This window comes from Dysgonomonas gadei ATCC BAA-286 (genome assembly GCF_000213555.1).
In the GTDB taxonomy this organism is placed as follows: Bacteria; Bacteroidota; Bacteroidia; order Bacteroidales; family Dysgonomonadaceae; genus Dysgonomonas; species Dysgonomonas gadei.
Genome location: NZ_GL891986.1, coordinates 123,805 through 145,831, shown reverse-complemented (window position 1 = coordinate 145,831; position 22,027 = coordinate 123,805). Strand labels below are relative to the sequence as shown.

The 22,027-nt window shown below is 40.3% G+C and carries 20 protein-coding genes; 3 read left to right on the top strand and 17 right to left on the bottom strand.

Annotated features, from left to right (window positions below):
• Window positions 1-172: 172 nt before the first annotated feature.
• From HMPREF9455_RS14480 to tamL, 4 genes are all read right to left on the bottom strand, one after another.
• A complete protein-coding gene (locus HMPREF9455_RS14480; RefSeq protein WP_006800469.1) occupies window positions 173-1,609 on the bottom strand; it encodes a PDZ domain-containing protein in 1,437 nt (478 codons plus the stop codon).
• 281 nt (window positions 1,610-1,890) lie between these two features.
• Window positions 1,891-2,604 (bottom strand): transposase, encoded by a 714-nt coding sequence (locus tag HMPREF9455_RS20775; protein WP_006800468.1) that lies wholly within the window; start codon window positions 2,602-2,604, stop codon window positions 1,891-1,893.
• 743 nt (window positions 2,605-3,347) lie between these two features.
• A complete protein-coding gene (locus HMPREF9455_RS14470; protein WP_006800467.1) occupies window positions 3,348-4,169 on the bottom strand; it encodes a tetratricopeptide repeat protein in 822 nt (273 codons plus the stop codon).
• Window positions 4,170-4,304: 135 nt separating this feature from the next.
• Window positions 4,305-6,710 (bottom strand): translocation and assembly module lipoprotein TamL, encoded by a 2,406-nt coding sequence (gene tamL, locus HMPREF9455_RS14465; protein ID WP_006800466.1) that lies wholly within the window; start codon window positions 6,708-6,710, stop codon window positions 4,305-4,307.
• 299 nt (window positions 6,711-7,009) lie between these two features.
• Here tamL and HMPREF9455_RS14460 point away from each other — a divergent pair, with 299 nt between their 5' ends.
• The gene (locus HMPREF9455_RS14460; RefSeq protein ID WP_006800465.1) at window positions 7,010-7,768 is read left to right on the top strand and encodes a TrmH family RNA methyltransferase; all 759 of its coding nucleotides are present in this window, start codon (window positions 7,010-7,012) and stop codon (window positions 7,766-7,768) included.
• A 113-nt stretch (window positions 7,769-7,881) separates the two neighbouring features.
• On the top strand, window positions 7,882-9,168 hold the full coding sequence (locus HMPREF9455_RS14455; protein WP_006800464.1) for a hypothetical protein: 1,287 nt from the start codon (window positions 7,882-7,884) through the stop codon (window positions 9,166-9,168).
• 57 nt (window positions 9,169-9,225) lie between these two features.
• On the opposite strand, the gene porD is transcribed toward HMPREF9455_RS14455, so the two are convergent.
• From porD to HMPREF9455_RS14395, 12 genes are all read right to left on the bottom strand, one after another.
• Window positions 9,226-10,125, bottom strand: coding sequence for a type IX secretion system protein PorD (gene porD / locus HMPREF9455_RS14450; protein ID WP_006800463.1), 900 nt, complete (start codon window positions 10,123-10,125; stop codon window positions 9,226-9,228).
• Entirely contained in the window at window positions 10,126-12,111 is a 1,986-nt protein-coding gene (porE, locus tag HMPREF9455_RS14445; RefSeq protein ID WP_006800462.1) for a PorE family type IX secretion system protein, read from the bottom strand.
• 103 nt (window positions 12,112-12,214) lie between these two features.
• Window positions 12,215-12,850, bottom strand: coding sequence for a trimeric intracellular cation channel family protein (locus HMPREF9455_RS14440; protein ID WP_006800461.1), 636 nt, complete (start codon window positions 12,848-12,850; stop codon window positions 12,215-12,217).
• 47 nt (window positions 12,851-12,897) lie between these two features.
• Complete coding sequence (gene mnmA, locus HMPREF9455_RS14435) at window positions 12,898-13,974, bottom strand: tRNA 2-thiouridine(34) synthase MnmA (RefSeq protein WP_006800460.1); 1,077 nt, start codon at window positions 13,972-13,974, stop codon at window positions 12,898-12,900.
• 10 nt (window positions 13,975-13,984) lie between these two features.
• Window positions 13,985-14,494, bottom strand: coding sequence for a hypothetical protein (locus HMPREF9455_RS14430; RefSeq protein ID WP_006800459.1), 510 nt, complete (start codon window positions 14,492-14,494; stop codon window positions 13,985-13,987).
• Between the two features lie 141 nt (window positions 14,495-14,635).
• Window positions 14,636-15,838 (bottom strand): hypothetical protein, encoded by a 1,203-nt coding sequence (locus HMPREF9455_RS14425; RefSeq protein WP_006800458.1) that lies wholly within the window; start codon window positions 15,836-15,838, stop codon window positions 14,636-14,638.
• A gap of 153 nt (window positions 15,839-15,991) precedes the next feature.
• Window positions 15,992-16,930: a DMT family transporter gene (locus HMPREF9455_RS14420; protein WP_006800457.1), complete on the bottom strand. Its 939-nt coding sequence runs from the start codon at window positions 16,928-16,930 to the stop codon at window positions 15,992-15,994.
• A gap of 37 nt (window positions 16,931-16,967) precedes the next feature.
• A complete protein-coding gene (locus tag HMPREF9455_RS14415; protein WP_006800456.1) occupies window positions 16,968-17,573 on the bottom strand; it encodes a DUF2238 domain-containing protein in 606 nt (201 codons plus the stop codon).
• A 42-nt stretch (window positions 17,574-17,615) separates the two neighbouring features.
• Window positions 17,616-18,338: a porin family protein gene (locus HMPREF9455_RS14410; protein ID WP_006800455.1), complete on the bottom strand. Its 723-nt coding sequence runs from the start codon at window positions 18,336-18,338 to the stop codon at window positions 17,616-17,618.
• Between the two features lie 11 nt (window positions 18,339-18,349).
• Window positions 18,350-18,904, bottom strand: coding sequence for a nitroreductase family protein (locus HMPREF9455_RS14405; RefSeq protein WP_006800454.1), 555 nt, complete (start codon window positions 18,902-18,904; stop codon window positions 18,350-18,352).
• Between the two features lies 1 nt (window position 18,905).
• A complete protein-coding gene (locus HMPREF9455_RS14400) occupies window positions 18,906-19,505 on the bottom strand; it encodes a riboflavin synthase (RefSeq protein WP_006800453.1) in 600 nt (199 codons plus the stop codon).
• Between the two features lie 95 nt (window positions 19,506-19,600).
• A complete protein-coding gene (locus HMPREF9455_RS14395; RefSeq protein WP_006800452.1) occupies window positions 19,601-20,800 on the bottom strand; it encodes a hypothetical protein in 1,200 nt (399 codons plus the stop codon).
• A gap of 264 nt (window positions 20,801-21,064) precedes the next feature.
• On the opposite strand from HMPREF9455_RS14395, the gene HMPREF9455_RS14390 reads away from it, so the two are divergent.
• Window positions 21,065-21,700, top strand: a complete 636-nt coding sequence (locus HMPREF9455_RS14390) for a peroxiredoxin (RefSeq protein ID WP_006800451.1) — start codon at window positions 21,065-21,067, stop codon at window positions 21,698-21,700.
• A 128-nt stretch (window positions 21,701-21,828) separates the two neighbouring features.
• Here HMPREF9455_RS14390 and HMPREF9455_RS21410 read toward each other — a convergent pair whose 3' ends face one another.
• Window positions 21,829-21,966: a hypothetical protein gene (locus tag HMPREF9455_RS21410; RefSeq protein WP_006800450.1), complete on the bottom strand. Its 138-nt coding sequence runs from the start codon at window positions 21,964-21,966 to the stop codon at window positions 21,829-21,831.
• Window positions 21,967-22,027: the final 61 nt, after the last annotated feature.

Here is a 22,027-nt window from a genome sequence, read left to right as displayed (position 1 = left end):
ATCAGTTATGAAATCATAACCGAAAACCGGGCGCAAAGGTACAACTTTTTAGCCTGATTTTATAATAGATAGGTGTTAATAGTGGGTTAAATCACATCTTATACTAAAAATAAAGTTTATATAAAACTTCCTGTTTTAGCATTAGTCGTTCGGATGGGATCGGAGTCTGTATCTACAATGCTTTTATAACAACAGACTTCCTTATCTCAGGCGTTACACTGAATACCCTGTTTTGCATTCCATCCCAAGCTTCTACAGTAATCCTGTTGTCCGATTTGCTATTCACATACTTCTCGAAATCGTACAGATAAGAAAATTGAGCAAGGTATTGGGTTTTGTTCAGTTCCTTAGCTATTTCGGGATAGTATCCTACATTCCAGAGCATACATTCTGTATATCCTCCTGCATTGGTAAACCGGGTAGCCTGATCGCGGAATACCATTGTTTCGGCAATAAAGCGTTTATAGGCTTCCGACAGACTTTCTTTAGTATGCTCAAATTTCCTGTTGTTAATCTTTTTTATGACATATCCGGGACGTATCCCTGCCTGGTAAGCAGGAGAATCCATATCTACGTCTTTTACAGTAACCAGATCATCCGCATCGAAGTACATCCCTGTATAATTATACCTGTTAAAATCCACTTTGTATCGTGCCTCTGTTTTCGGTGCCGAATATGGAAATTGCTTTAGCATAAGCGGAGTGTGTAGCCTGACATATTCCTCCAGTGTATATTTCGAAGATAGATAATCTTTTATATTGCAATCCCATATCTGTGTCAGTTTTGATGGGTTAATATATTTGCGGTCGTAGAAGCTGAATCCATATTCCACTATGTATTGGGCAGCTTTGTCAACATTAGGTTCGTTAGTATCGAATATAGGTAATAATACCATTTGTTGCTTGTCTACATCGAACCGCCATGTTCCCGGTGCATAATTCGGGTTATTCAATCCTGTGAATTTTGTATTCGGCTCATAATTATAATAAGCCTGCACCACTATGTCAGGGTCGGATGTATCCCGGACAAGGCCTTTCGCTTCCAGATCTTTTGCCAACAGGGCAGTTATCTGGCTATCGATAGCAGGTACGGGTTTGCCGTCTTTATAGAAATCGTAGGTATGATAATCGTAGAAGTCGACATCTTTATCGGGTTGCACATACAATGGGAGGGTGAATATTCGTTCGCTGGTGTTTTCGAGACTGTAAAACGAAAAGATTTTAGATAATTCCATTTCACTTACCGAATTTGTAGCGATGCATTTACGCGAGAGAGTATACTCTTTGAAGTATGCATTCATATTCCGTATGGTAAATGTAACAGTTGGGGCATACATATCTTCAAACAGCCAATTGGCTATCGTCTGATTGTCGCGGAGATAAGTAGCCTTTCCGTTTATTTCCATTATGATGTCATCTATCTTTATTCCTGCTCTCTCAGCCGGAGAGTTAGGTTCTACCTCTGTGATAATCAACTCGCCGTATCCCCAGTTTTTATTTTCGCTTACATCGAAAGTAAACCCGAAATAGCAGTTTTTATCGTATACCTGCGATTTTGTATAATGAGTGAATATTATAAAAAGTAACAGTGTAAAAAGTAATCTTTTCATTTTAGGTATAAGAATTGAAAATTTTTTAAGACGCAAATATATGATTTTTTTGTGAATATTCTCATTTATAACTCTATGAGGTTAGGATAAACCGATGAAAATTGGTGCTATTTCAGATAGCAGCCAACAGTTAACAGTCATCAGTTAACAGTTAACAACTTGTATCTCGTATCTTGTCTACTCGTATCTCATATAACTTTCAACTTATTACTCAATACTTACTACTTATTAAAAGGTAACAAAAGTAACACTTTTTCCACTTTTTTCACCTGTTACATATTTCATTTTCTACGTCTCTTTTTCCTTTTATTCTGTTGGCTTACAGCCTTTCGATTATTATTGGTAATCAGTCTCCGCTTTATTTCCTGACGGACGGCAAAGGCATTATCCATTCGCTCAAAATATTCATTCATTTCTGCTTCGTCAATCTCACTGCTATCTTCATCATTATTCCCTGCTATGGCCTGTTCCATATCATCTTCCACCTCCGGTATCTCAGATGGCGCAAGGGCGGATTCAACCTCCGGCTCTTCGTTTTTTTCGAATGTTCCAATTCTACTGTTTTCCACACTTTTCCATGAACCGTCTTTCCCCTCCTCTTGTGGAGGGCGGGAAAGACTTCGCTTATCCTGCCTGTCCAACAGCAGCTTTATGGTACGCAGATCGGGCAGGCAATTCTTCCGTTTTATCGTTTTCGATTGTAAGGATACTCCCTCCGGATTACCCGGATCAGGCAGGTAAATTTCTTTTTCTTCAATCATGATATAGCCGTCGAGCCGTTTTTTCAGGGACGAATACAACATCTGGCGTGTTCTTTCCTCCCGATGATTCTCGGCTTTGGATATTTCCCGCGCCAGTTCGGGCTTGGTGTCTTTCCACGTGTAAAATGTTTTACGGCTGATACCCATTACCCTGCATATTTCAGCCACCGAACAAAAATCATCTTCTATCAATGATACGATTTTTTCTACTGATTCTTCATTATACTTTGCCATAAGGTTTTTATAGTATAGATAAATGATTTTGGATTTAATGATGATTTGAAATATAAAATCGTTCGTTTTCTCTAACGCGCCTGCCGTCTTGTATTTGGCTAACGCCGATTTTCAATTCCGCTTCGCTCCAATTCATTTAGCCTTGATGCAAAACGAAACAAAAAATCAAGGCTGCATCCCCCGGCGACCCAAAGCCGCAGCTTCGGTGGGTCAAAATAATACGGAGTCATCTTTAGCCGAATTATCAGCAGGGTATAGCAGCTACCGTATTTTATCCTACACCTCTGCTTTACGGATTGGGTACCCCGCCTGCGGGACGAGGCCGGAATCGCGATGCGACGACAGGACAAAGGTTCTTCAGGCGTTAGCCCCACGTGCGTCAGCCCTCGCGCATTAGTGACGCAGGCGGGGCACCCACACGGTGCAGACGGCGTAGAAAGGGACTGGGCGATAGCCCGTTTGTCACTTTCAGCCGGCAAATCGGTTGTGGGTCGCTGAGGATCGAAGCGCTAGCTTTTTGCTTACTTTTGGGCAATGCCAAAAGTAAGGACAAGCCCGGAAGGGCGCGGCAGTAATGAGATAAGGTTGCAAGTTGTAAACAGGGATAGGCGTTATGTGTAAAAAAAAACGAACGTTTTAAGTAGCGAGAGCAGAAGCAAAATTTATTTTGATTATGCCGAGTCACGAATTAACAATATAGGAGTGTAGACGACTCAAAAATAACCAATGTAATTGAACCATACTTATTTACAAAGCCGTAAAAAATCCTCTATAATACTTTCATCTGCACCCAGTTCTTTAGCCTTAAGAAAATCTTCCCGGGCTAAACGTTTCTCATATTGAGCCAACCTTAGTTGTCCCCTCAGAATATAGATAGGCGCGCCATCATAGCCAAGTTCCAACGCTTTCTTTATGTCGTTCTCTGTACTGGCCAGTTTATTAAGTCTCAAATAGCATTCGGCACGGTTATAATACAGATCAGCATTCGATTTATGTTTATAAATCAGGTCGGCATACATTTCTTCAGCTTCTTTCCATTCCGATCTGCGTTTTTTTATAGCTGCTATCCCCATTTTGCCATTCAGATTTTCGGGGTATAATTCTATAATTTTTTCAAAATCCTCTTCTGCCGCGAAAAGATTTCTATTGCTGATATAAATCAATCCTCTACGATACAATGCTTCTAAATCTTTCGGATCGGTTGCAAGTATTGTGTTGTAATCTTTCAGTGCATCGTCGAACTTGTTCATCTCACAATAAAGTGCAGCCCTGTTGTGCCTGATGAAAGGTGCATCAGGATATTTCTCTATAGCGACATTATATGAGATCAGAGCCTCATCGAGCTCTCCCAGATTACGTTGTATAGTTCCCAGATTTACCATTAGCATGGGGTTATTAGGATTGGTCGGTTCTTTTCGCAAAGCGGCCTTCATTGCCTGTTCCGCAGCTGCATAATCATTCTGCTCTACATAGTCCATTGCACGACTCACCATATCTTCGTATGTCTGAGCTGTCAGATTGAGCGTAAGACCAATAATAAATAAGGGCAGGAGTATCTTTTTCATCAACAGATATTCATTTAGTTATTCATCAACAAATGTACGTCTTATAAACTAACTTTGTTAAAACATATTGCCTAAAAAGAATTAAAAGAAGCGGTGAGGCAGTTATACTTTCTTTTACTCATTTGCAGGAAAGCATCAGAATGGATACCCCACTGCGATATGCCAGGCAGTATTCTTCCTGATTTTGAAAGGTTCCGAGATTGGCCATCTCTTTGTTTTAGGATCACCGGATGGGTCGTATGCCTTCCAACCGCAATCGAGACGAATCAGGACATAATCGAAGTCGAAGCGAAGTCCAAGCCCCCATGCAACAGCTATTTCTTTGTAAAACCTATCCACTTTAAAGACTCCTCCTTCTTGTTTCTCATACTCTTTTACCGTCCATATATTCCCGGCATCTACAAAGGCTCCCAACTCCAGTACCCAGAAGAGTTTACTACGATATTCCAGACTGGCATCGAAACGAATATCTCCCGAATGGTAATAAAAGTTGTCTTTCTCGTTTCCGGTTTCCGATGGCTTAAAATAGTACGAACCCGGCCCCAGTTCTCTGATCGACCATCCTCTTACACTGTTGGCACCGCCGGAGAAGAACCGTTTCTGTATAGGTATCTGTTCACTGTTTCCATACGGATAGGCGATACCTCCTCCCACATGCCATGCAAAAGAATTCTTCTCATCCACCTGATATGTTTTACTATAATCAACTGTTCCTTTGACATACTGGGCAAAATTAGTTCCAAATACCTGTTTGGAACCCATCTCGTTAGGTTCCGCATTGGCAATAGCCGCGGCAAGGGCCAGCGCATTACCCGCCGTCTCTATGGATGCACGCAATGAATAGACAGGCTGGTTTCGTCTGGTAGGACTAGCTACATTTGAGCGGGAAAATGTATACCCCATACTCATAATAAAATGGTCATTGAAGCTATATTGCTGCGCTGCTGCAGACAGCTCATTGTAAAATGTAGTATCTAATGAACTTTTAGGCAAATGCACATAACTGATATCTATCAGATCGAATACATGCCTGTTCAAGGATAATCGCCTATCTTGCCATATATATTTTACTCCTCCCGACAAAACAGTGCGAGTGAAAAAATTCGGTCTCCGCTGAAAGGTATAACTCGTATTGAATTGTGTAGAAGCGTGTATACTACGCCGGAAATCACGCTTAAGAAACGGGAACATAAAACGGGGAAATGTAAGAGAAGTTTCTCCGCCGATCTCAAAATAATTTTTATAAAAACTGGAAAAATTAGGTGTAATAGCTTCATAAGAACCACGCAAACGGGCACTAAATAACTCCGAACCTTTAAATGCGTTCCGGTGCAGATAACCCACTCCTGCGCCCAGACCGAAGAAGCCTCCTGAATTGGTACCTTCTATCTCTGCCGAGATCCCTTGCTTTTTATCCGGTACACATGTGATTATACAACGTAAGTCCGTAGAATCATTTTCCCAGGCAATATTGACATTTTTGAGAATTTTCAACTGCGACAAGGCACTGTATGTCATCGTTGTCAGGGTTTCATTATACAAGCTTCCCGGTGTAATATAGCAATTATTAAGGATCGCGTTAGGCTTGATATATTCCCCTCTGGGCCCGTATTTTATTTTATATCCACCTCTTTCATATACCGTTGTCTCCTTATATTGGGACAGATTCCCATCCTCCAGAGGATTATAATCAACATAGAATTCTACTGCCTTTACCCTGTATTGACGATGTGGCACAGGATTAGTCTGGTTACCGCCATTTCCTCCCTGAACAAAAGGATATATAGCAAGATCCAACTCTACATTGTTTTTACCCATTGTAGTATCAGCTTCGAAACCTATATATTCCTTATTAAAGGCAAAATAACCCGCTCTCCTGAAAATGGAGGAGATACGATCCCTTTCCTGATCAAGCATATCGAGGTCGAAAATCGAATTTTTCTTTACCAGGGTATTTCTTTTCAGTATAGAATCTATACCCAGAGGAGGCCGTATCATACCATCCTTATTCTCATTTTTACGTGATGGAGGCGTTATCAGTAGCGGGTTGGATATGATACTGTCATTGACATCTATTCTATAATCACTGATTCGGTAAGGTTCTCCGGCTTTTATATCATATGTTATCTTCGCCTTCTTTTTATCCAAATCGATAATTGGTGCTACTTCGGCATTCAAATACCCTTTGTTCGTCATTATCCTCTCCAGATTATTCACGGTCAGATGTACCATCGAACTATCATAAAGCACCGGCGGGTCACCCGCATGTATCAATGTGCGGCTTATCCATTTGGTGGTATCCGTCCCGGCAAGATTGTATATAAAAAGGGGTAATTTAAAGATGGAAAAAGTCTTATAGTTCGGCTTCTGCTTTATATACGTCTCCATTTCGTAGGTTGGTATAACCTTCTTATCGCTCTTTACGGTAGCGCTCTCCAGCAAATATTCTCCGTCAGGAACAAATTTCGTGGAACTACAGGATTGAATAAAAATGGCGCAAAAACTAATTACAAGCGCAAAAACTATTATTTTATACCTCATTGGCAACCTAACAAATATAAGTAAAAGACTGTATTCAAAGCAACGTAATCTAGTCGTAATCAACTATTACTGTTGTAGATACAATAGTAATAAACAGGTCTGTGACCTTAGCATTTATCAAATGAACGACAAATTTAGGGTTTTAATTGTTTCTTTTTGTAGTTTTGTTGCAAGAAACTGTTTAATTTAAGAAAAAGAGTCGGATATGAAGGCGTATCATTCAACTATTTGGGTGACTGATATAAAAACATATTGTATCAATTGCTTCAGTCGGCAGTCTATGAATTACATGTAAACAAATGAGTCTAAGCAAAAATAAATTAAAATATATCCGTTCGCTGAAAGAGAAAAAATTCAGGTCTGAATATGGAACTTTCATCGCAGAAGGTAATAAACTGGTGAGCGATTTACTCCCCTATATGAAGTGTCAGCTACTGGTCGCACTACCCGGCTTCTTATCTGAATTGAATATTACAGACATTGAAGAAGTTATAGAAGTGAATGAAAGCCAGCTCGCACAAGCCAGTTTTCTCCAAAATCCGCAACAGGTGCTTGCCGTTTTCTATCAACCTAAACATCCGGAAGCTATTGATATTAATAATCAGCTCGTACTTGCTCTCGATGGCATACAAGACCCCGGTAACCTGGGAACGATAGTCCGTTTGGCCGACTGGTACGGAATAAAACATATATTTTGTACACACGATACAGCCGATATTTACAATCCGAAAGTAGTGCAGGCCACAATGGGAGCACTCGCACGAGTTACTATCCATCATGTCGATTTAGCCGGCTTTCTGGATAATAATAAACACATCCCGGTTTACGGAACGCTATTGGACGGCAAAAATATGTATGAACAGGATATTACCCCTCACGGCATTATTGTAATGGGTAATGAAGGCAATGGTATCCGTCCCGAGATAGAGAAACGGATTACAAAGAAACTTTACATACCCAATTATCCTGAAGGAAATACAACTTCCGAGTCGCTGAATGTAGCGATAGCGACAGCCATAGTATGTGCGGAGTTCAGGAGGAGAAGTAATAAGAGTTGAATCATTAAATAATAAAAATAACTTAGTTATTTATATTTATAATTTACTTTTTATTTATAATATTGTAACCTTATTCTTGCGCAGAAATTGACACTAAACAAAACTATTATTACATGAAAACTAGCAAATTACACAAACTACCTCTGTTTATTAGCCTTGTTCTCTTATTTTACAGTTGTGGAACCAACAAACTATCATTGGATGGTATAAGCAATACGTATCAAGGAACTGTTTTTCTCTCAAACGGGGAGAAAAAGACAGGTTATATTACAATGCCCCGGCCATCAAGTAAATCAGTACTGTTCAAAGGACAGGATAATACCACCGAACTCTCTATCAATGCTACGGATGTAGACAAAATAGTGTTTGAATATGCCGGCAACCACCAAGTTGTAAGGTATATGCCGATAAAAAAAGTGTTTGGAAGGACAAGCACTATATGGGTATTACAGGTCGCAGAGGGCCGGTATGCTTCGGCTTATATCGGCGCTGAGCGTTATAGCCTCAATCCGGACGGTACTGTTAAGCTGGAAGGAACACGACAAGTGATAAACACCGGGACAAGCAGAGCTATCATACAGCCAAGTTTTCCTGTATATATGCTCAAAGAAGGAGGTAAAGCCTTAGTAAACGTTGCTCTGAAAGAAGGTATCAAGTTCGAAGGCTCAGCTTTCAGGAGTGGCGTATCACATTATTTGTTCGATGATCCTACGCTTTGCGAACACATGCGCCAGGAAAAGTGGGATTTTGACAATATCGGTACTATTATAACGAATTACGATCCGCATAGAGGTAATAATGAACTGGTTATAGATGGAAAGGTAATAAAATCGAAAAAAAGAAGTTTACTGACAAATGACTTTGATGGTGAAATGATTCTTTCCCTTGAAGCGGCCATTCCTACGGAAGACATATATGGTACTCAGTTCGGCTTGGGGATCAGGACTTCCAAGTACAAATTTCTTACTTATGGTGCCGATCTCGGTTTTGCCTCCGCGAAATATATCGATCAGGTAAAATGGCTTGAAAATCATCCGGTAATCACGGGTAAACCGGAAACTCCTGCTACAGATGCCGATTTTTCCAAAAGTACCTTATTCCGCGTCAATGCTTTTGCAGGCGGGCAGTTACCTTTCTGTTTCGGTAAAATATATGTAATACCTGCCGCTCATATAGTTCTTGGAGGTATGGTCGGGAGTGGATACAATACGCTTTACTACGGACCGATGGGAACGTTGGATCTGGGTTTCAGACTCAAACGCGGCGAAATCTTTTTTATAGGAGCAGGTTATCGCCATAATATATCATTAATAAGTGATAAGGAGTCCTCCTCGGTAACTGGATTCGATGCTTACGAACCTTATGGAAATCTGTTGGTACGTATTGGCTGTAAGTTCTAAATATAAGAAGTAACGGTGCAAAAAAGCACCAACCATTTTTTACGCCGTTACTTTATATTACTTCAGCATATTTATATTGTAGCTCTTGGTAGGGAACATCTGGCTCAATGTTTTTTTCATACTTTGCTTTTCCTCCGTTGTAGCCTGAGAAGATACACGGACGATTTCATCTATCTTCGTTTCAGCGATAATACTAAGTAATATCGAGGACGGGCGGGCATCATATAACTTACGTACATCACTGACAGATTCTATAATACGTATCCTTCCACGCGACGGATTTGCGGCCATCTCGTCCAATCCCATGCGATGATAGTTATACCAGAAACTATGGAAAGAAGAGGAACTCTCTTCTGTAAGCGCTAGTGCTAAATCATATCTGTTATTATTCTTTCCGGAGAATGGCTCCCACCCTCTCACACCTAAAGATTGCGACATATTGGCTATCTCCATGGCCTTACTAAAATAGGGCCTGCCTCCATTCAGAGAAAAGGAATCGAAATCGAAACCAATAATAATATAAGCATAAAACGAGATCACAGCAACGAGATTATTGCTAACTGCCGTGTTATTAAAATCCAGCGACAAACCGGATGAATAGTTAAAATCAAATTGAGTATCCCTGTAATTTATCAGAGAAGTTACATAGGACGAATTATAAACCGGACGCTGGGATGTAATCTGTATTTCGGCGGTATAATTATTATCTGAAGGCGAAAAACCAGTTACAGTTATATTTACATTGCAGCTTATACGTTCATCCCTGCTAAAATTGGCATCTGTCCATTTCTGTTCGTTTAATAACTTATTGAGCTCAGACTCCAGAGAAGAGAACAACTGCTTATCGGCAGATGGGACCTGTTGTGTATTTATAGTCAGTTTGGCATTCAGTTCCTGCGCCTGCAAAAAGACAAAAGATACAGCAAAGAGTAAAAAAGACAGGATAAATCTTTTCATCTATTCCAAATTATAAGTTATACTCAATACTCTGAACTCTGTACGACGGTTTACCTGATCGGCCATATCCTGCTGTTCAGGCGGCAACTCCTGTATAAATTGCTCAGTCAAGACCTCTCCTTCTTTCAGAAAATCATATTTCTTGACAACCGCTTTGGTTACGTTTTTTGGCTGGGCCTTTCCTTTACCTACTGCAGTCAGGCGATCTTTGGCTATGCCATGTGTAATCAGATAATTGACCACTGACTCAGCTCTACGTTGCGACAATCTGTTATTATATTCATCCGAACCTTTACGGTCGGTATGCGCCGATAATTCTATGGTTACATTCGGATTCAGATTGAGTAAATCTATCAACCCATCCAGTTCCTCTTTCGATTCGGGACGTAAAGTAGCTTTATCAAAATCATAGAATATATTCTCCAACACCACAGGCTTATTTATCGGAGTCAGAATAAAATCGACCAGATAAGTGGAATCCTTTTCCATCTCCACTGTCTTCAATGACATGCGGGTATTCAGATAATTTGTGCCACTGGCAAGGAATACATAATCAACACCCTGCGCGACATTGAGAGTATAAGTCCCGTCATTCTTACCAGGAAACTTTTTATTCGTTCCGTCGCGGCCTACGATGCGGATAGTGGAATTGGTGACAAACTCATCATCGGTATCTACTATATAGCCCTCAACAAGCGTCTTGATTACAGGATATTCGAACGAATAGAGATGGTCGAAGCCTTTCCCGTCGCCACGGTTGGAACTAAAGAACCCGCTTTCCCTCTCTCCTTCAAAGGTTATGCCGAAATCATCAGCCTGCGAATTGACAGGAAACTGCATATTCTCCGGAGTCCATCGTCCGGTTACAGAATTATAAGATGCCCTGAATATATCCAGACCTCCCATCCCCGGGTGTCCGTCCGATGAAAAGTAAAGGGTGGAATCATTGCGCAGATAAGGGAACATTTCGTCTCCTGCCGTATTTATATCCGGCCCAAGATTTTGAACAGATTCGACAAGATCACCAACTAAAGTAGCTTTCCATATATCTTTTCCTCCATACCCGCCTGCCCTGTCGGATACAAAATAGAGCACATCTCCCGTCGAATTTATTGTAGGGTGGGCATACACACTGAGTGTATCCTTTCTGCCTATATCCAGTTTAGTACCTGCACTCCACGATCCGCCCGAACGTTGCGACACATAAATACCCGGGAAGAATATTCCTACCGAATCGGGAACCGGAGTATGTGTATAGTACATTGTTGTCCCTGTTGTGGTAAAAGATGGCGTTCCTTCATCCGATTCTGTATTAATTGTTGATTCGACATGCTCGACCTTCATCCAGTTACCATTTTCATCTTTCCGGGACATGAAAATATCATTCAGTTTTGCCCCTGTTATCCCGCTGATAGTATCACCTGTAGCTTCTTTGCGATTGGATGAGAAATAAACCTGATCGTAATCGGGAGGCAGAAGCATGGGGCTGAATTCGCCTCTGTTGGAGTTAAACAAGTCCATACGTTTGACGGGATGTAGCGTGGGCTTGGCTTTCCATAGCGGAGCCAGTCGCGTACCTTCCAGACCATTCAGGGCAAATTGATTTCCCGGATATAATTGAAGAAATTCCTGATAATATTTTGCCGCCTGCTTATAATCGCCTGCCTTGTGAAGAGAACGTGCATACTGAAGGGTTACCGTACTGTCGTTCACCTTGTAGCGTATAGCATTTGCATATGCCGCATTTGCTCTCATCGGGTAATTTATGAGACGGTAGCTTTCAGCCATACGAAGAGCTACTTCACCACGCAATTCACGTTTTTTTGCCGGTGTTTTACGGTATATTTTACGGTACATATCGGCAGCAACAAAATACTCGCCCTGTGCAAATTTCTTATCGGCATCTTCCAGTTTAACCGATTTGCACGAAGCTAAATATGAGAGTAATATTATCGAACCTAATGTATAGTAAATATATCTTTTCAAGATGTTGTCACCTGTTACTTAACAATCATTAATTAATACACAAATATAACTCATTTATCCGTCTAATATTGTCTACAACAGTGAGAATCATCATGTTTATTAACTAATCCTCTCCTTTTAATATAGGTAGTTTCAGCCGATATTTTGTAGCTAATACTCTTATCACTACAACAAATACAGCCGTAGAGATTTCTATTACCGCCAAATCCACATTGAGATAATGAAGGATGCTAAACAAAATTCCGCCCAAGATACAGGCTACAGCATAAAGCTCCTGCGTAAAAATAATAGGGACTTCATTTATCAGAATATCCCGTATCATACCTCCGACTATACCTGTTATAGTAGCCATAGACACACATACCCAAACCGGATAATCGAGAGCCAGAGCTTTTTCGTAACCTACTACAACAAATAGTCCCAGCCCGATACAGTCGAACCAGAAAATGGTATTATTGAGATGTACCAGAAATTTACGGAAACACAGTACAATAAGAAAGGCAAACAGTGTACACCAGATATACCGGCTGGCCTGTGTCCAGAATATAGGCACATCCAGCAACAGGTCGCGCAATGTACCACCTCCGGTAGCGGTAACAAAACCGATTACTATTGCTCCGAACCAGTCGAACCGTTTAGCCGAAGCCAGACGGATACCACTGATAGCAAACGCAATCGTCCCCAGAAATTCGATTACATCGACAAGCTGGATTTTAGCTAGGTCATCAAAGAGAAACATGGATGTTTATGGATTATGGTTATAAGTTCTTTGCTGATATACTTATCTTAAGTCTCGTCATTGGCTATCATCCCGCTGCCAATACACAATTTGGAATCGGCATCATAGACTACGCCAAACTGTCCGGCGGCAATACCCTGTATCTTTTCATCGGAGTGGATGCGATACAGATCTCCTATTTTTTCTATATAGCCATGGGTAAACTCAGGGGTATGCCGTATTTTGAAAGTGATGTCTTTCCTACCTTCAAAATCTCCCCAGATATCTTCTGTGATAAATGAAAAGCCTGCAAGATTTACCACTTTCCCATATTGTGTTTCAGGATCATAGCCATTAGAAACATAAACGACATTGCGTTTCGTATCCTTCTTTATCACAAACCACGGGCCACCACTCAGCTTCAAACCCCGACGTTGGCCGATAGTGTGAAACCAATAACCATCATGCTTGCCTAGAACATTCCCTGTTTCCAATTCCACAATCTTACCTTTGCGTTCTCCCAGATAGCGGCGAATAAAGTCATTATAATTTACTTTGCCTAGGAAACAAATACCCTGACTATCTTTACGCTGGGCCGATGGCAATCCCTGTTGAGCGGCAATAGCGCGTACCTCACTCTTGAGCAGATCACCTATAGGAAACATCAATTTCGACACTTGTAAATAATCTATCTGCCCGAGAAAGTAGGTTTGGTCTTTCACATGATCTTTTGCAGTAGAGAGCCATGTCTTGCCGTTCAGTTCAGTAGTTGTTGCATAATGTCCTGTTGCAATCTTATCAAATTCGTGCCCCCATTTTTGCTCAAAGCATCCAAACTTAATCATTTTGTTGCACATCATATCCGGATTGGGAGTCAGTCCACGCTTTACCGCATCGACTGTATAACTCACCACATTTTCCCAATACTCCTCATGCAGGGACACAACCTCCATCTTACAACCATACTTCTTTGCTATATAGGTTGTAATTTCAATATCTTCTTCGGCAGGGCAATCGATATAACCCTGCTCATCTTCCATTCCTATGCGTATATAAAATATGGTAGGGTCGTAACCTTGTTCCTTTAGCTGATGTACAACTACGGAACTGTCTACCCCGCCCGATACCAATGCTGCTATTTTCATTATTATCTATCTACCAGATTTCTGTCTTCACAAAATTTTTAAATGTTCCCATGCCAAAGCAAAATCCAGCTCTGACAAAAAATTGCTGCTCATTCCCCGTCACATTAAAATCATAACCTGCCTTTACAAAAAAGAATTTATAATCGGCATATACATTCGGAGTAATCACAATTCCGTCCTTTCCATGCCTGAAATTGAAGATATACCCGGCATCACAGCCAACCAGAATTGTCGCTTTGTTATTATTAAATAAAGATTCGCTCAGGAAAGAAGTCAATTGTATAGGCTTCAAGTTCAACCCTGCGACCGGAGAACTTCCTCCTGTATAATCCACACCACTGGACACGAACGAATTCAGCGGATTTTTCTTATGCCATACCGGAAAGGATGCATTAGCTGCAAACTGGAAATCGTTTCCTTTACCCTTGGCATCTGCATACTGCGCCCCGACACCTATAAACTGAGCTGAACAGGCAAAAGGCAATAGCAGGAACAAGCATATAATTTGTATCTTTTTCATTTTTATCAACAATGGTCACCGACCCTATTTATTAGCCACCCAAGTATAACAACGACTGGCTGTTATAAGTTTGAATTACTATAATTTACTTTAACATTTTCAATCAAGGTACAAAAATACGCTTTATTTTGCAGATGACAATTAATTTGGGTTTGCTTTGTCTCCCATCACAAATTCATCTTCCGGCTTGTTATTCTGCAAAGTCCTTATAAAGTCTATCACTGTCAGCACAATTATTGTAAAATATACCAACGCCATCAGCCTCCACGGAATAAACTCGAAGAAAGAAAACACAGCCTGCGGATAATCGGCAAAAGGCGCGAAGTAGTAAAAACACCTGATGTAGGAGAAGAACGATATGAATATTATCCCTATCGGTAAATACATCTTTTTAGGGAACATAAGGATATAGGCAACCGCCACTACATCGCCCAAAAACATGTAACGCTCGCGCATACCCGGCAAGAAAAACGGACAAACAATCGCACTGATAAAGAGTAATTGTATCCACGATTCGAGTGAAAATATATACTTCTTCCGGCAGAGGATAAACCCTCCTGTAAGAGTAAGCAGCATAGTGAATATCATACCAATATTCTTATCGTAATTGATAAGTTGCTGTATCCACACATAGATATTAGGAAAGAATCCTACTATACCTTCATAATATTCCGATTGCATCTTATAAACCAGCAATAGATCGAGAAACGGCCTACCGGCAAGCCATGCAGGGATAATCATAATGACAAACACAACGGGTACAAGCAAAAAATAATACCATTTTATACCTCCCCTAAGCATATATACGAAGAAGAATGGCAGCACAATTGCCGTTTGAGCTTTCAGGGCAAATGCCAGCCCGAGAAGGATCACAGAGGCCGGATTGTTCCGTTTCAGTAAAAAATAAACACTAGCCAGTATTACCGATACGTAAATAGAATCACATTGCGCCATGAATGAGCCATCGAGTATAATAGTAGGAAGTACTGATACCAAAGCAAATGCAATCCACTTGAAAGACTCTTTCTTTGTTACATGGAAAACAATCTGCGAAAGAAAATACGCGGCTATAAAGTCGAATATGACCGACAATATCTTGATTCCGTACAAGGGGTATATATCTGTTTTTGCCACAATAGCAAGCATATAGATATATGTAGGTGCATAATTATAGAAATCGTCCTTAAATCCGGCAAAGCCATATGTCTTTATATGATCTATCCAGTGAATAAGGAATCCGCCATAGTCAGTAGAATGATATTTGAATAAAAGCAGCCTGATTACCAGCCCCAGGAATATAAGGCCGAAACAGCAATACTTTATGCGGTTGCTAACTTTGTCCATTGTGTATGTATTAAGTAAGAGTAAGTATTTATTCACCTTTATTCAAACATAGCCTTCCAGTTGTTGGCATGCCTACTAAAGCAATAAATAGGTCTGCGACCTTAAAATCTGTGCAAAAATACAGCTTATTTTTCAGAAAACCAGAATACAAGCCTATTGTTGTTCTATTTTGGACTCCCGTTCTACATCGGCTCTTGATTTACTGGCCGTCACCAGATATACTCCTCCGAAGATTAATATGGCGGCCAGCAGTTTTTCGAATGTAAACCGGTCCATTCCCATATATATGGCTACGCCGGAAGCAATGAGTGGCTGCATATTATTATACATGGAAATAGTTGTAGGCCTTATACGCCTCTGAGCTAAGGGAATCATCATATAAGTAAAAAATGTAGCGCCCAGCAATGTAAATGATAGCATCAGATACGGCATTATATCGGGCTGACGGAACAGCTGCGCGGTAAATACAGCATTATAGCTGACAGGCAGATTGATCAGGGCGGCAAAGAAAAACATCCATTTCATCATCGTTATGGGAGAGTACTTAGTCGACAACGGACGTGTAATTACCAGATAAAATGCATAAAACAGTTGCGCGCTAAGCACGGCGATATCCCCTGCAAGGGCTGATCCCTGCCCGGGAGTAACCACCTGATTGGACGTATAAACCAGAAATATCGCTCCAAGTCCACCGAGCAGCACACCGCCTGCTTTTTTGAATGTAATGGGTTCTTTGAGTAATACAGCCGCCAGTATCATGGCAAACAAAGGGCCACTGGTAGTTATTATAGATGCATCCACAGATGATGTTTGCCCAAGACCGTATGCAAAGAGACTCTGATTGATGAGCATGCCCGAAATACCACCTATACACAGTATGAGTAAATCCCGTCTGTCTACTTTTTCTTTTTTCGTGAATAACGACACTACCCAAAAGGCAATGGCAGCAAAACCCATACGCAGCATTGTCATAGCCATAGGAGTAAGAAGTCCGGTACTATACAGATACTTATTGATGGGAATATTCAGTCCGAAAACTGTCATCACAACAAGCATAATAAGATGTCCCTGTTGTTTCTGAGAAAGAGTCATTGTGTTAATTAAGAATTAATAATGATGAATTCATTTGTTAATTTGCCTGCCTGCTAATTTGCTTATCCTGTAATTTCGAAAAGAATATCAGCATACAGATGGCCCCAAACATGGCGCAAAACATATCCGACTGTGTATCCCAGACATATCCCTGAGTACCGAGAAAATCGTCAGCCTCGTCGTCAGACAATGCACCTACCCACCACTCGATCAATTCGTAAAAAGCGCTGATGGCAAGGCAGATACAAATAACGATAAATGGCAGCCATGAACGTTTTTTGAGCACATTGAGACGAATAAGCAATTCGCGGGTAATCATTGCCGGAATAAAGCCCTGCGCAAAATGCCCTACTTTATCATAATTGTTGCGGCTTTGGTCAAATGCTTCTTTTATCCAGTCGAATAAAGGAACCTTAGCATAGGAATAATGCGCCCCTACAAAAAGGATGATAAGATGGATGAGGATAAAAACATAGGTCATATCCGTAAACCTGAACCGCTTAAAGGTAAAGGCTAGTATAGCCACACCGACAATGCACATTCCCGCTTCGAGAAACCACAGTCCCGTTTCGTAAGGATTAATACCCGACCATATACCTACTATAAAGAATATGATAAGGAATATCCAATGCTTCTTTTCCATTAATCGTATGTAGTTTTTTTATTTGTATAATTTAGTAATTGCTTAAAAGAAATAGCCTGCCGACAGGGAAAAATCGTCTAAATGCGTTTTCAATCTGTATCCGGCTATGCTATATGCTGACATTTCTGTCAGAATACGCTTGTATCCTACTCCCAGAAACATTTTATCTGAAAGTTCAAAACCCAGTTCTACAGCTAGACCTGCATTCCATCTCTTTGTATAATAAGGATTTATTTCTGTCGACTGGCCATCGAAAATCTGCACATCAAACAAATCCCAGGTAAAGGATTGGGTCACACCATTCAATTTTGCTTCCATCTTAGCCTTCCCATCAAAAATATATCCGGCAAAACCGCCAAACAGTCCATATATGTCCAGCCCCGGAGCGATCGGATACTTTACTTTTGCGTAAAGAGGCAGCTGAATCTGGTTGTAAATTGTACGTCCTCCCATAGTCATACCCTCAGGTATTTCTTCTTCGTTAGTCATACGCATGCCTTCGCTCAACCTCTCTTTATCCATATTAGAGCCATTTTGTGTATAAAGCAAACGTGTTTGCAGTCCGAATACATCGGAAAACATGTATTCGGCAACTGCTCCTCCTTGAAATCCAATACGGGATTTATAGAGTCCGTTATTGTTACCCAAGCCATCTTCCATTGTAATTTTAGATACATTTCCACCGGCTGTTACACCAAAACGAAATTGGGCATTCGCAGAACATACTGCCATAATAAAAAGTACCAGTAAGAGGTTTTTTTTCATTTTTTTTTAGGTTAAGTGTAAGTATTATAGGAAATAACTTCTTCTGTAGGCTTGCGTTTCTTTTCTCTCAACGGCTGTGCGGGATAGCCGATAACAATATCGAGTACCACACGTCTGTTATCAGGGATATTCAGCAGTTTTTTCATTTTTGACTCGGCGAACCAACCAAGGATGCAACTGCCCAGCCCTTCGGCTTCAGCCGCAAGGCAAATATGAGAAGCAGCAATACCGATATCCAGAAAGGCGAAATGTTTATCTTTCACAATACCGCCAATACCTGAACTTATATTCACCTTCTCCTCTATTACTATAATATGCACAGGGGCTTGTTTGGTGAAATGATTCATACCCAGCAACCGGGCCGAGGCCGCATCTGCCACCTTATTTTTCAGTTCGGGGTCATCTACCACGATAAAATGCCACGGCTGCGCATTGCAGGCCGAAGGAGCCAGACGGGCAGCTTCCAGTATGCGGCTTATGATTTCACGGTCTACCATGCGGGCAATATCATAAGCACGGGTGCTCTGGCGTTGTTTTACAAGATTGTAAAAAAAATCTTTATCCATATTACAATTGTGTAATACGACTGATGTATTTACCTATAATATCAAATTCCAGATTTACCACACTACCTACTTTAAACTGGTGGAAGTTAGTATGTTCGTATGTGTAAGGTATTATAGCCACTTCGAATGTATTATTGGTAGGGTCAACTACGGTCAGGCTGACGCCGTTTACTGTTACTGAGCCTTTATCGACTGTCAGATAGCCTTTCTTTGCCATTTCACGATCGAACTCGTATTCAAATTTGAAGTACCAGCTGCCATCGGCTTCCCTTATTTCAGCGCATTTTGCAGTCTGGTCTACATGTCCCTGAACAATATGTCCGTCGAGGCGGCCGTTCATCAACATACTGCGTTCCAGGTTGACCTTATCTCCTACCTTCAACAAACCGAGATTTGAACATTCCAATGTTTCTTTAATAGCGGTAACGGTATATTTATTATCATCGATATTCACTACTGTAAGACATACTCCGTTGTGTGAGACACTTTGGTCAATCTTCAACTCATGGGTAAATGAACACTCCATTGTTATATGCAGATTCTCTGCCTCTTTACGCAACGAAACCACTTTTGCTGCCTCTTCTACTATACCTGAAAACATGATATCTTTATTTTAGTTAGTTGAATTATATTTAGTAGTGCAAAGGTACGGAAAAAGTTACAAGTTATATGAATCGGTAGTTGAGATTTAATGTTCTATTCTTTTGATAACGACTTAACGATTATATAAGCCCAATATTTGCTGTTTTTGTTCACAGGGCAAAGAGGAAGATAACCTTCGATCAGCCTGTTGTCTTTAAATACAGCAGGATATTGCTCTTCCATCAATTTGTGGCGATTAAAGATTTCTCCTTCTCCGGAACTGAACTCAAGGTGATATCTGCCGTCCGACAGGGGCGATATATAATTCTCGAACAGACGGATTGCCAGATATCCCATATTGTAGCGCATATTTATCTCCAGGCAAGGGTGTATCTTATACCCACCCTCTTCTTTATATATAAGCATATCCACTCCGATACAACCTTTGTAAACAAATGCGTATCTCTCTTTTAAAATAGCGATGAGTTCTAACTTGATTTTATCCAGAAGGGATAGCGGGATATTCGTCATTAGCTCATTTACGATATTCTCTTGCGAACCCAGATAATTTCCCTGATATGCACCTTTATTGGTGGTATAGAATAAAGAGTATCCCGCAAAGTCGATTCCTCCTTGTCCATCACAAATAAATTCCATAGCGAAATCAACTTGTTTATCTAAAACCCTTTCGATGGATACACTGCCTTGCTTTTTTAGTATGCCATGCAATATTTGTCGTTCTGTTCGTGTCAGTCCAGTTGATGGAAGCCACAGTAAGCCCCGGCCTGATGAAGAATAAGGCGCTTTTGCCAATAATTGTTGAGGAGAACTATTTACAGCTTCTTCAATATCTTCCAGCTTTTTATAAAAATGTGTGGCGATATTTTCTGATATTTCGGGTATGTTTGCAATAATGTCTTTTAAACAATCGTTTGCAGCCTGCCTGCTATTAAGGTAGGTGTATGCCTCATTCCATTCCGGTATCTTCAGGCTTGTATCATATTTTTTATTCAGTTCGCAGAAGTAATATATGGCTTGTGGTGATATTCCCCATAATGACACCTCCAGTTCCGGGTAATGATGTAAGTTTTCGGCAATTATATGCTTAGATAGTGACGGAAAATATTCTAATAGAAATCGATAAAATCCGGTATCATTATTTTCGTCAATCAAGACTGAATCGCAGGCTGCGCCATACCATGCCGGAAGGAAAGACAGTTCCTTTTGCATCGATGCAATATTTGACGGCGCTGTATAATATGGAGAACTGTTTTTTACAGCAGTTTCATGTCCGGGATTGAAGAAGAGAAGCATTTTCAATTATTTAAGGTCATAGACCTATTTTATTATTCAAGTAAGCGAAACAACGGGTATCAGCTTATCGCTTTAGATCATATCATTAAATTCTATCTAAACTTAACGCTTGCAAAAATAGTGAATATCTTTTGAATCTCCGATTTATAAAAATAGTATAAACGATATCAATATTAACATAATAATTATCTATTTGACTTATTGAAAATAAGGGTTTATATTTGTGTCACAATTGAAAATAACTAACTCAAAAAATAATAAATTATGTCAGTATTAGTAGGAAAAAAAGCGCCTGTATTCAAGGCTAATGCAGTGGTAAACGGTAACGAAATAGTAGAAGGTTTTTCTTTGGAACAATTCAAAGGTAAGAAATATGTCGTATTCTTTTTCTATCCGGCCGATTTTACATTTGTTTGTCCAACTGAGATCATCGCTTTTCAGGAAAAAATAGCAGAATTCGAATCCCGTAATGTTGCAGTGGTCGGAGCTTCAACCGATTCAGCTTTTTCACACTGGAAGTGGCTGCAAACAGAACAAAACGATGGTGGCATCAAAGGGGTTAAATATCCATTGGTGGCGGATCAGAGTTTAATGATATCTTCGGCATATGATGTATTGGCCGGAGCATTCGATTATAACGATGAGGGCGAAGACGTATTTAACGGTGCTCCTCAGGCTTATCGCGGTCTTTTCCTTATCGATAAGGAAGGTGTAGTGCGCCATCAGGTGGTAAATGATATGCCATTAGGCCGTAGCGTGGATGAAATTCTTCGTGTAATCGATGCCCTTCAGTTTACTGAAGAATATGGCGAAGTTTGCCCTGCTAACTGGAAAAAAGGAGATAAAGCACTAAAGGCAACACAAGAGGGGATATCCGATTATTTATCCCACAAACATTAAGGATCAATCTTATATAAGCGATAGAATGTATTAATGCAACATATTTCAAGTATAACTATTGTTGTTGCAGATACAGAACTAATAAAAAGGCCTGAGACCTTAGTGGAATATTTTTAGGTTAATTTAGTTCAGAAAGCTGTAATCGGGAGATTACGGCTTTCTGTTTTATCGATAGGTACTGATTTGAAAAGAATGTATATCTCATAACCTATTATTCCGGTTATCGCAAAGCCGTTGAAATGAATGAATATTATCTGATGATCCATACAAATAAATAATTTCTATCTTTTATTAAGACTTTATTCTGCTAACTATTCTGTACCTTTG

Excerpts from the sequence above, each read along its gene's own strand:
- HMPREF9455_RS14480 (WP_006800469.1), bottom strand. The coding sequence starts at position 1,609 with ATGAAAAGATTACTTTTTACACTGTTACTTTTTATAATATTCACTCAT.
- HMPREF9455_RS20775 (WP_006800468.1), bottom strand. The coding sequence starts at position 2,604 with ATGGCAAAGTATAATGAAGAATCAGTAGAAAAAATCGTATCATTGATA.
- HMPREF9455_RS14470 (WP_006800467.1), bottom strand. The coding sequence starts at position 4,169 with ATGAAAAAGATACTCCTGCCCTTATTTATTATTGGTCTTACGCTCAAT.
- tamL (WP_006800466.1), bottom strand. The coding sequence starts at position 6,710 with ATGAGGTATAAAATAATAGTTTTTGCGCTTGTAATTAGTTTTTGCGCC.
- HMPREF9455_RS14460 (WP_006800465.1), top strand. The coding sequence starts at position 7,010 with ATGAGTCTAAGCAAAAATAAATTAAAATATATCCGTTCGCTGAAAGAG.
- HMPREF9455_RS14455 (WP_006800464.1), top strand. The coding sequence starts at position 7,882 with ATGAAAACTAGCAAATTACACAAACTACCTCTGTTTATTAGCCTTGTT.
- porD (WP_006800463.1), bottom strand. The coding sequence starts at position 10,125 with ATGAAAAGATTTATCCTGTCTTTTTTACTCTTTGCTGTATCTTTTGTC.
- HMPREF9455_RS14440 (WP_006800461.1), bottom strand. The coding sequence starts at position 12,850 with ATGTTTCTCTTTGATGACCTAGCTAAAATCCAGCTTGTCGATGTAATC.
- mnmA (WP_006800460.1), bottom strand. The coding sequence starts at position 13,974 with ATGAAAATAGCAGCATTGGTATCGGGCGGGGTAGACAGTTCCGTAGTT.
- HMPREF9455_RS14430 (WP_006800459.1), bottom strand. The coding sequence starts at position 14,494 with ATGAAAAAGATACAAATTATATGCTTGTTCCTGCTATTGCCTTTTGCC.
- HMPREF9455_RS14425 (WP_006800458.1), bottom strand. The coding sequence starts at position 15,838 with ATGGACAAAGTTAGCAACCGCATAAAGTATTGCTGTTTCGGCCTTATA.
- HMPREF9455_RS14420 (WP_006800457.1), bottom strand. The coding sequence starts at position 16,930 with ATGACTCTTTCTCAGAAACAACAGGGACATCTTATTATGCTTGTTGTG.
- HMPREF9455_RS14415 (WP_006800456.1), bottom strand. The coding sequence starts at position 17,573 with ATGGAAAAGAAGCATTGGATATTCCTTATCATATTCTTTATAGTAGGT.
- HMPREF9455_RS14410 (WP_006800455.1), bottom strand. The coding sequence starts at position 18,338 with ATGAAAAAAAACCTCTTACTGGTACTTTTTATTATGGCAGTATGTTCT.
- HMPREF9455_RS14405 (WP_006800454.1), bottom strand. The coding sequence starts at position 18,904 with ATGGATAAAGATTTTTTTTACAATCTTGTAAAACAACGCCAGAGCACC.
- HMPREF9455_RS14400 (WP_006800453.1), bottom strand. The coding sequence starts at position 19,505 with ATGTTTTCAGGTATAGTAGAAGAGGCAGCAAAAGTGGTTTCGTTGCGT.
- HMPREF9455_RS14395 (WP_006800452.1), bottom strand. The coding sequence starts at position 20,800 with ATGCTTCTCTTCTTCAATCCCGGACATGAAACTGCTGTAAAAAACAGT.
- HMPREF9455_RS14390 (WP_006800451.1), top strand. The coding sequence starts at position 21,065 with ATGTCAGTATTAGTAGGAAAAAAAGCGCCTGTATTCAAGGCTAATGCA.
- HMPREF9455_RS21410 (WP_006800450.1), bottom strand. The coding sequence starts at position 21,966 with ATGGATCATCAGATAATATTCATTCATTTCAACGGCTTTGCGATAACC.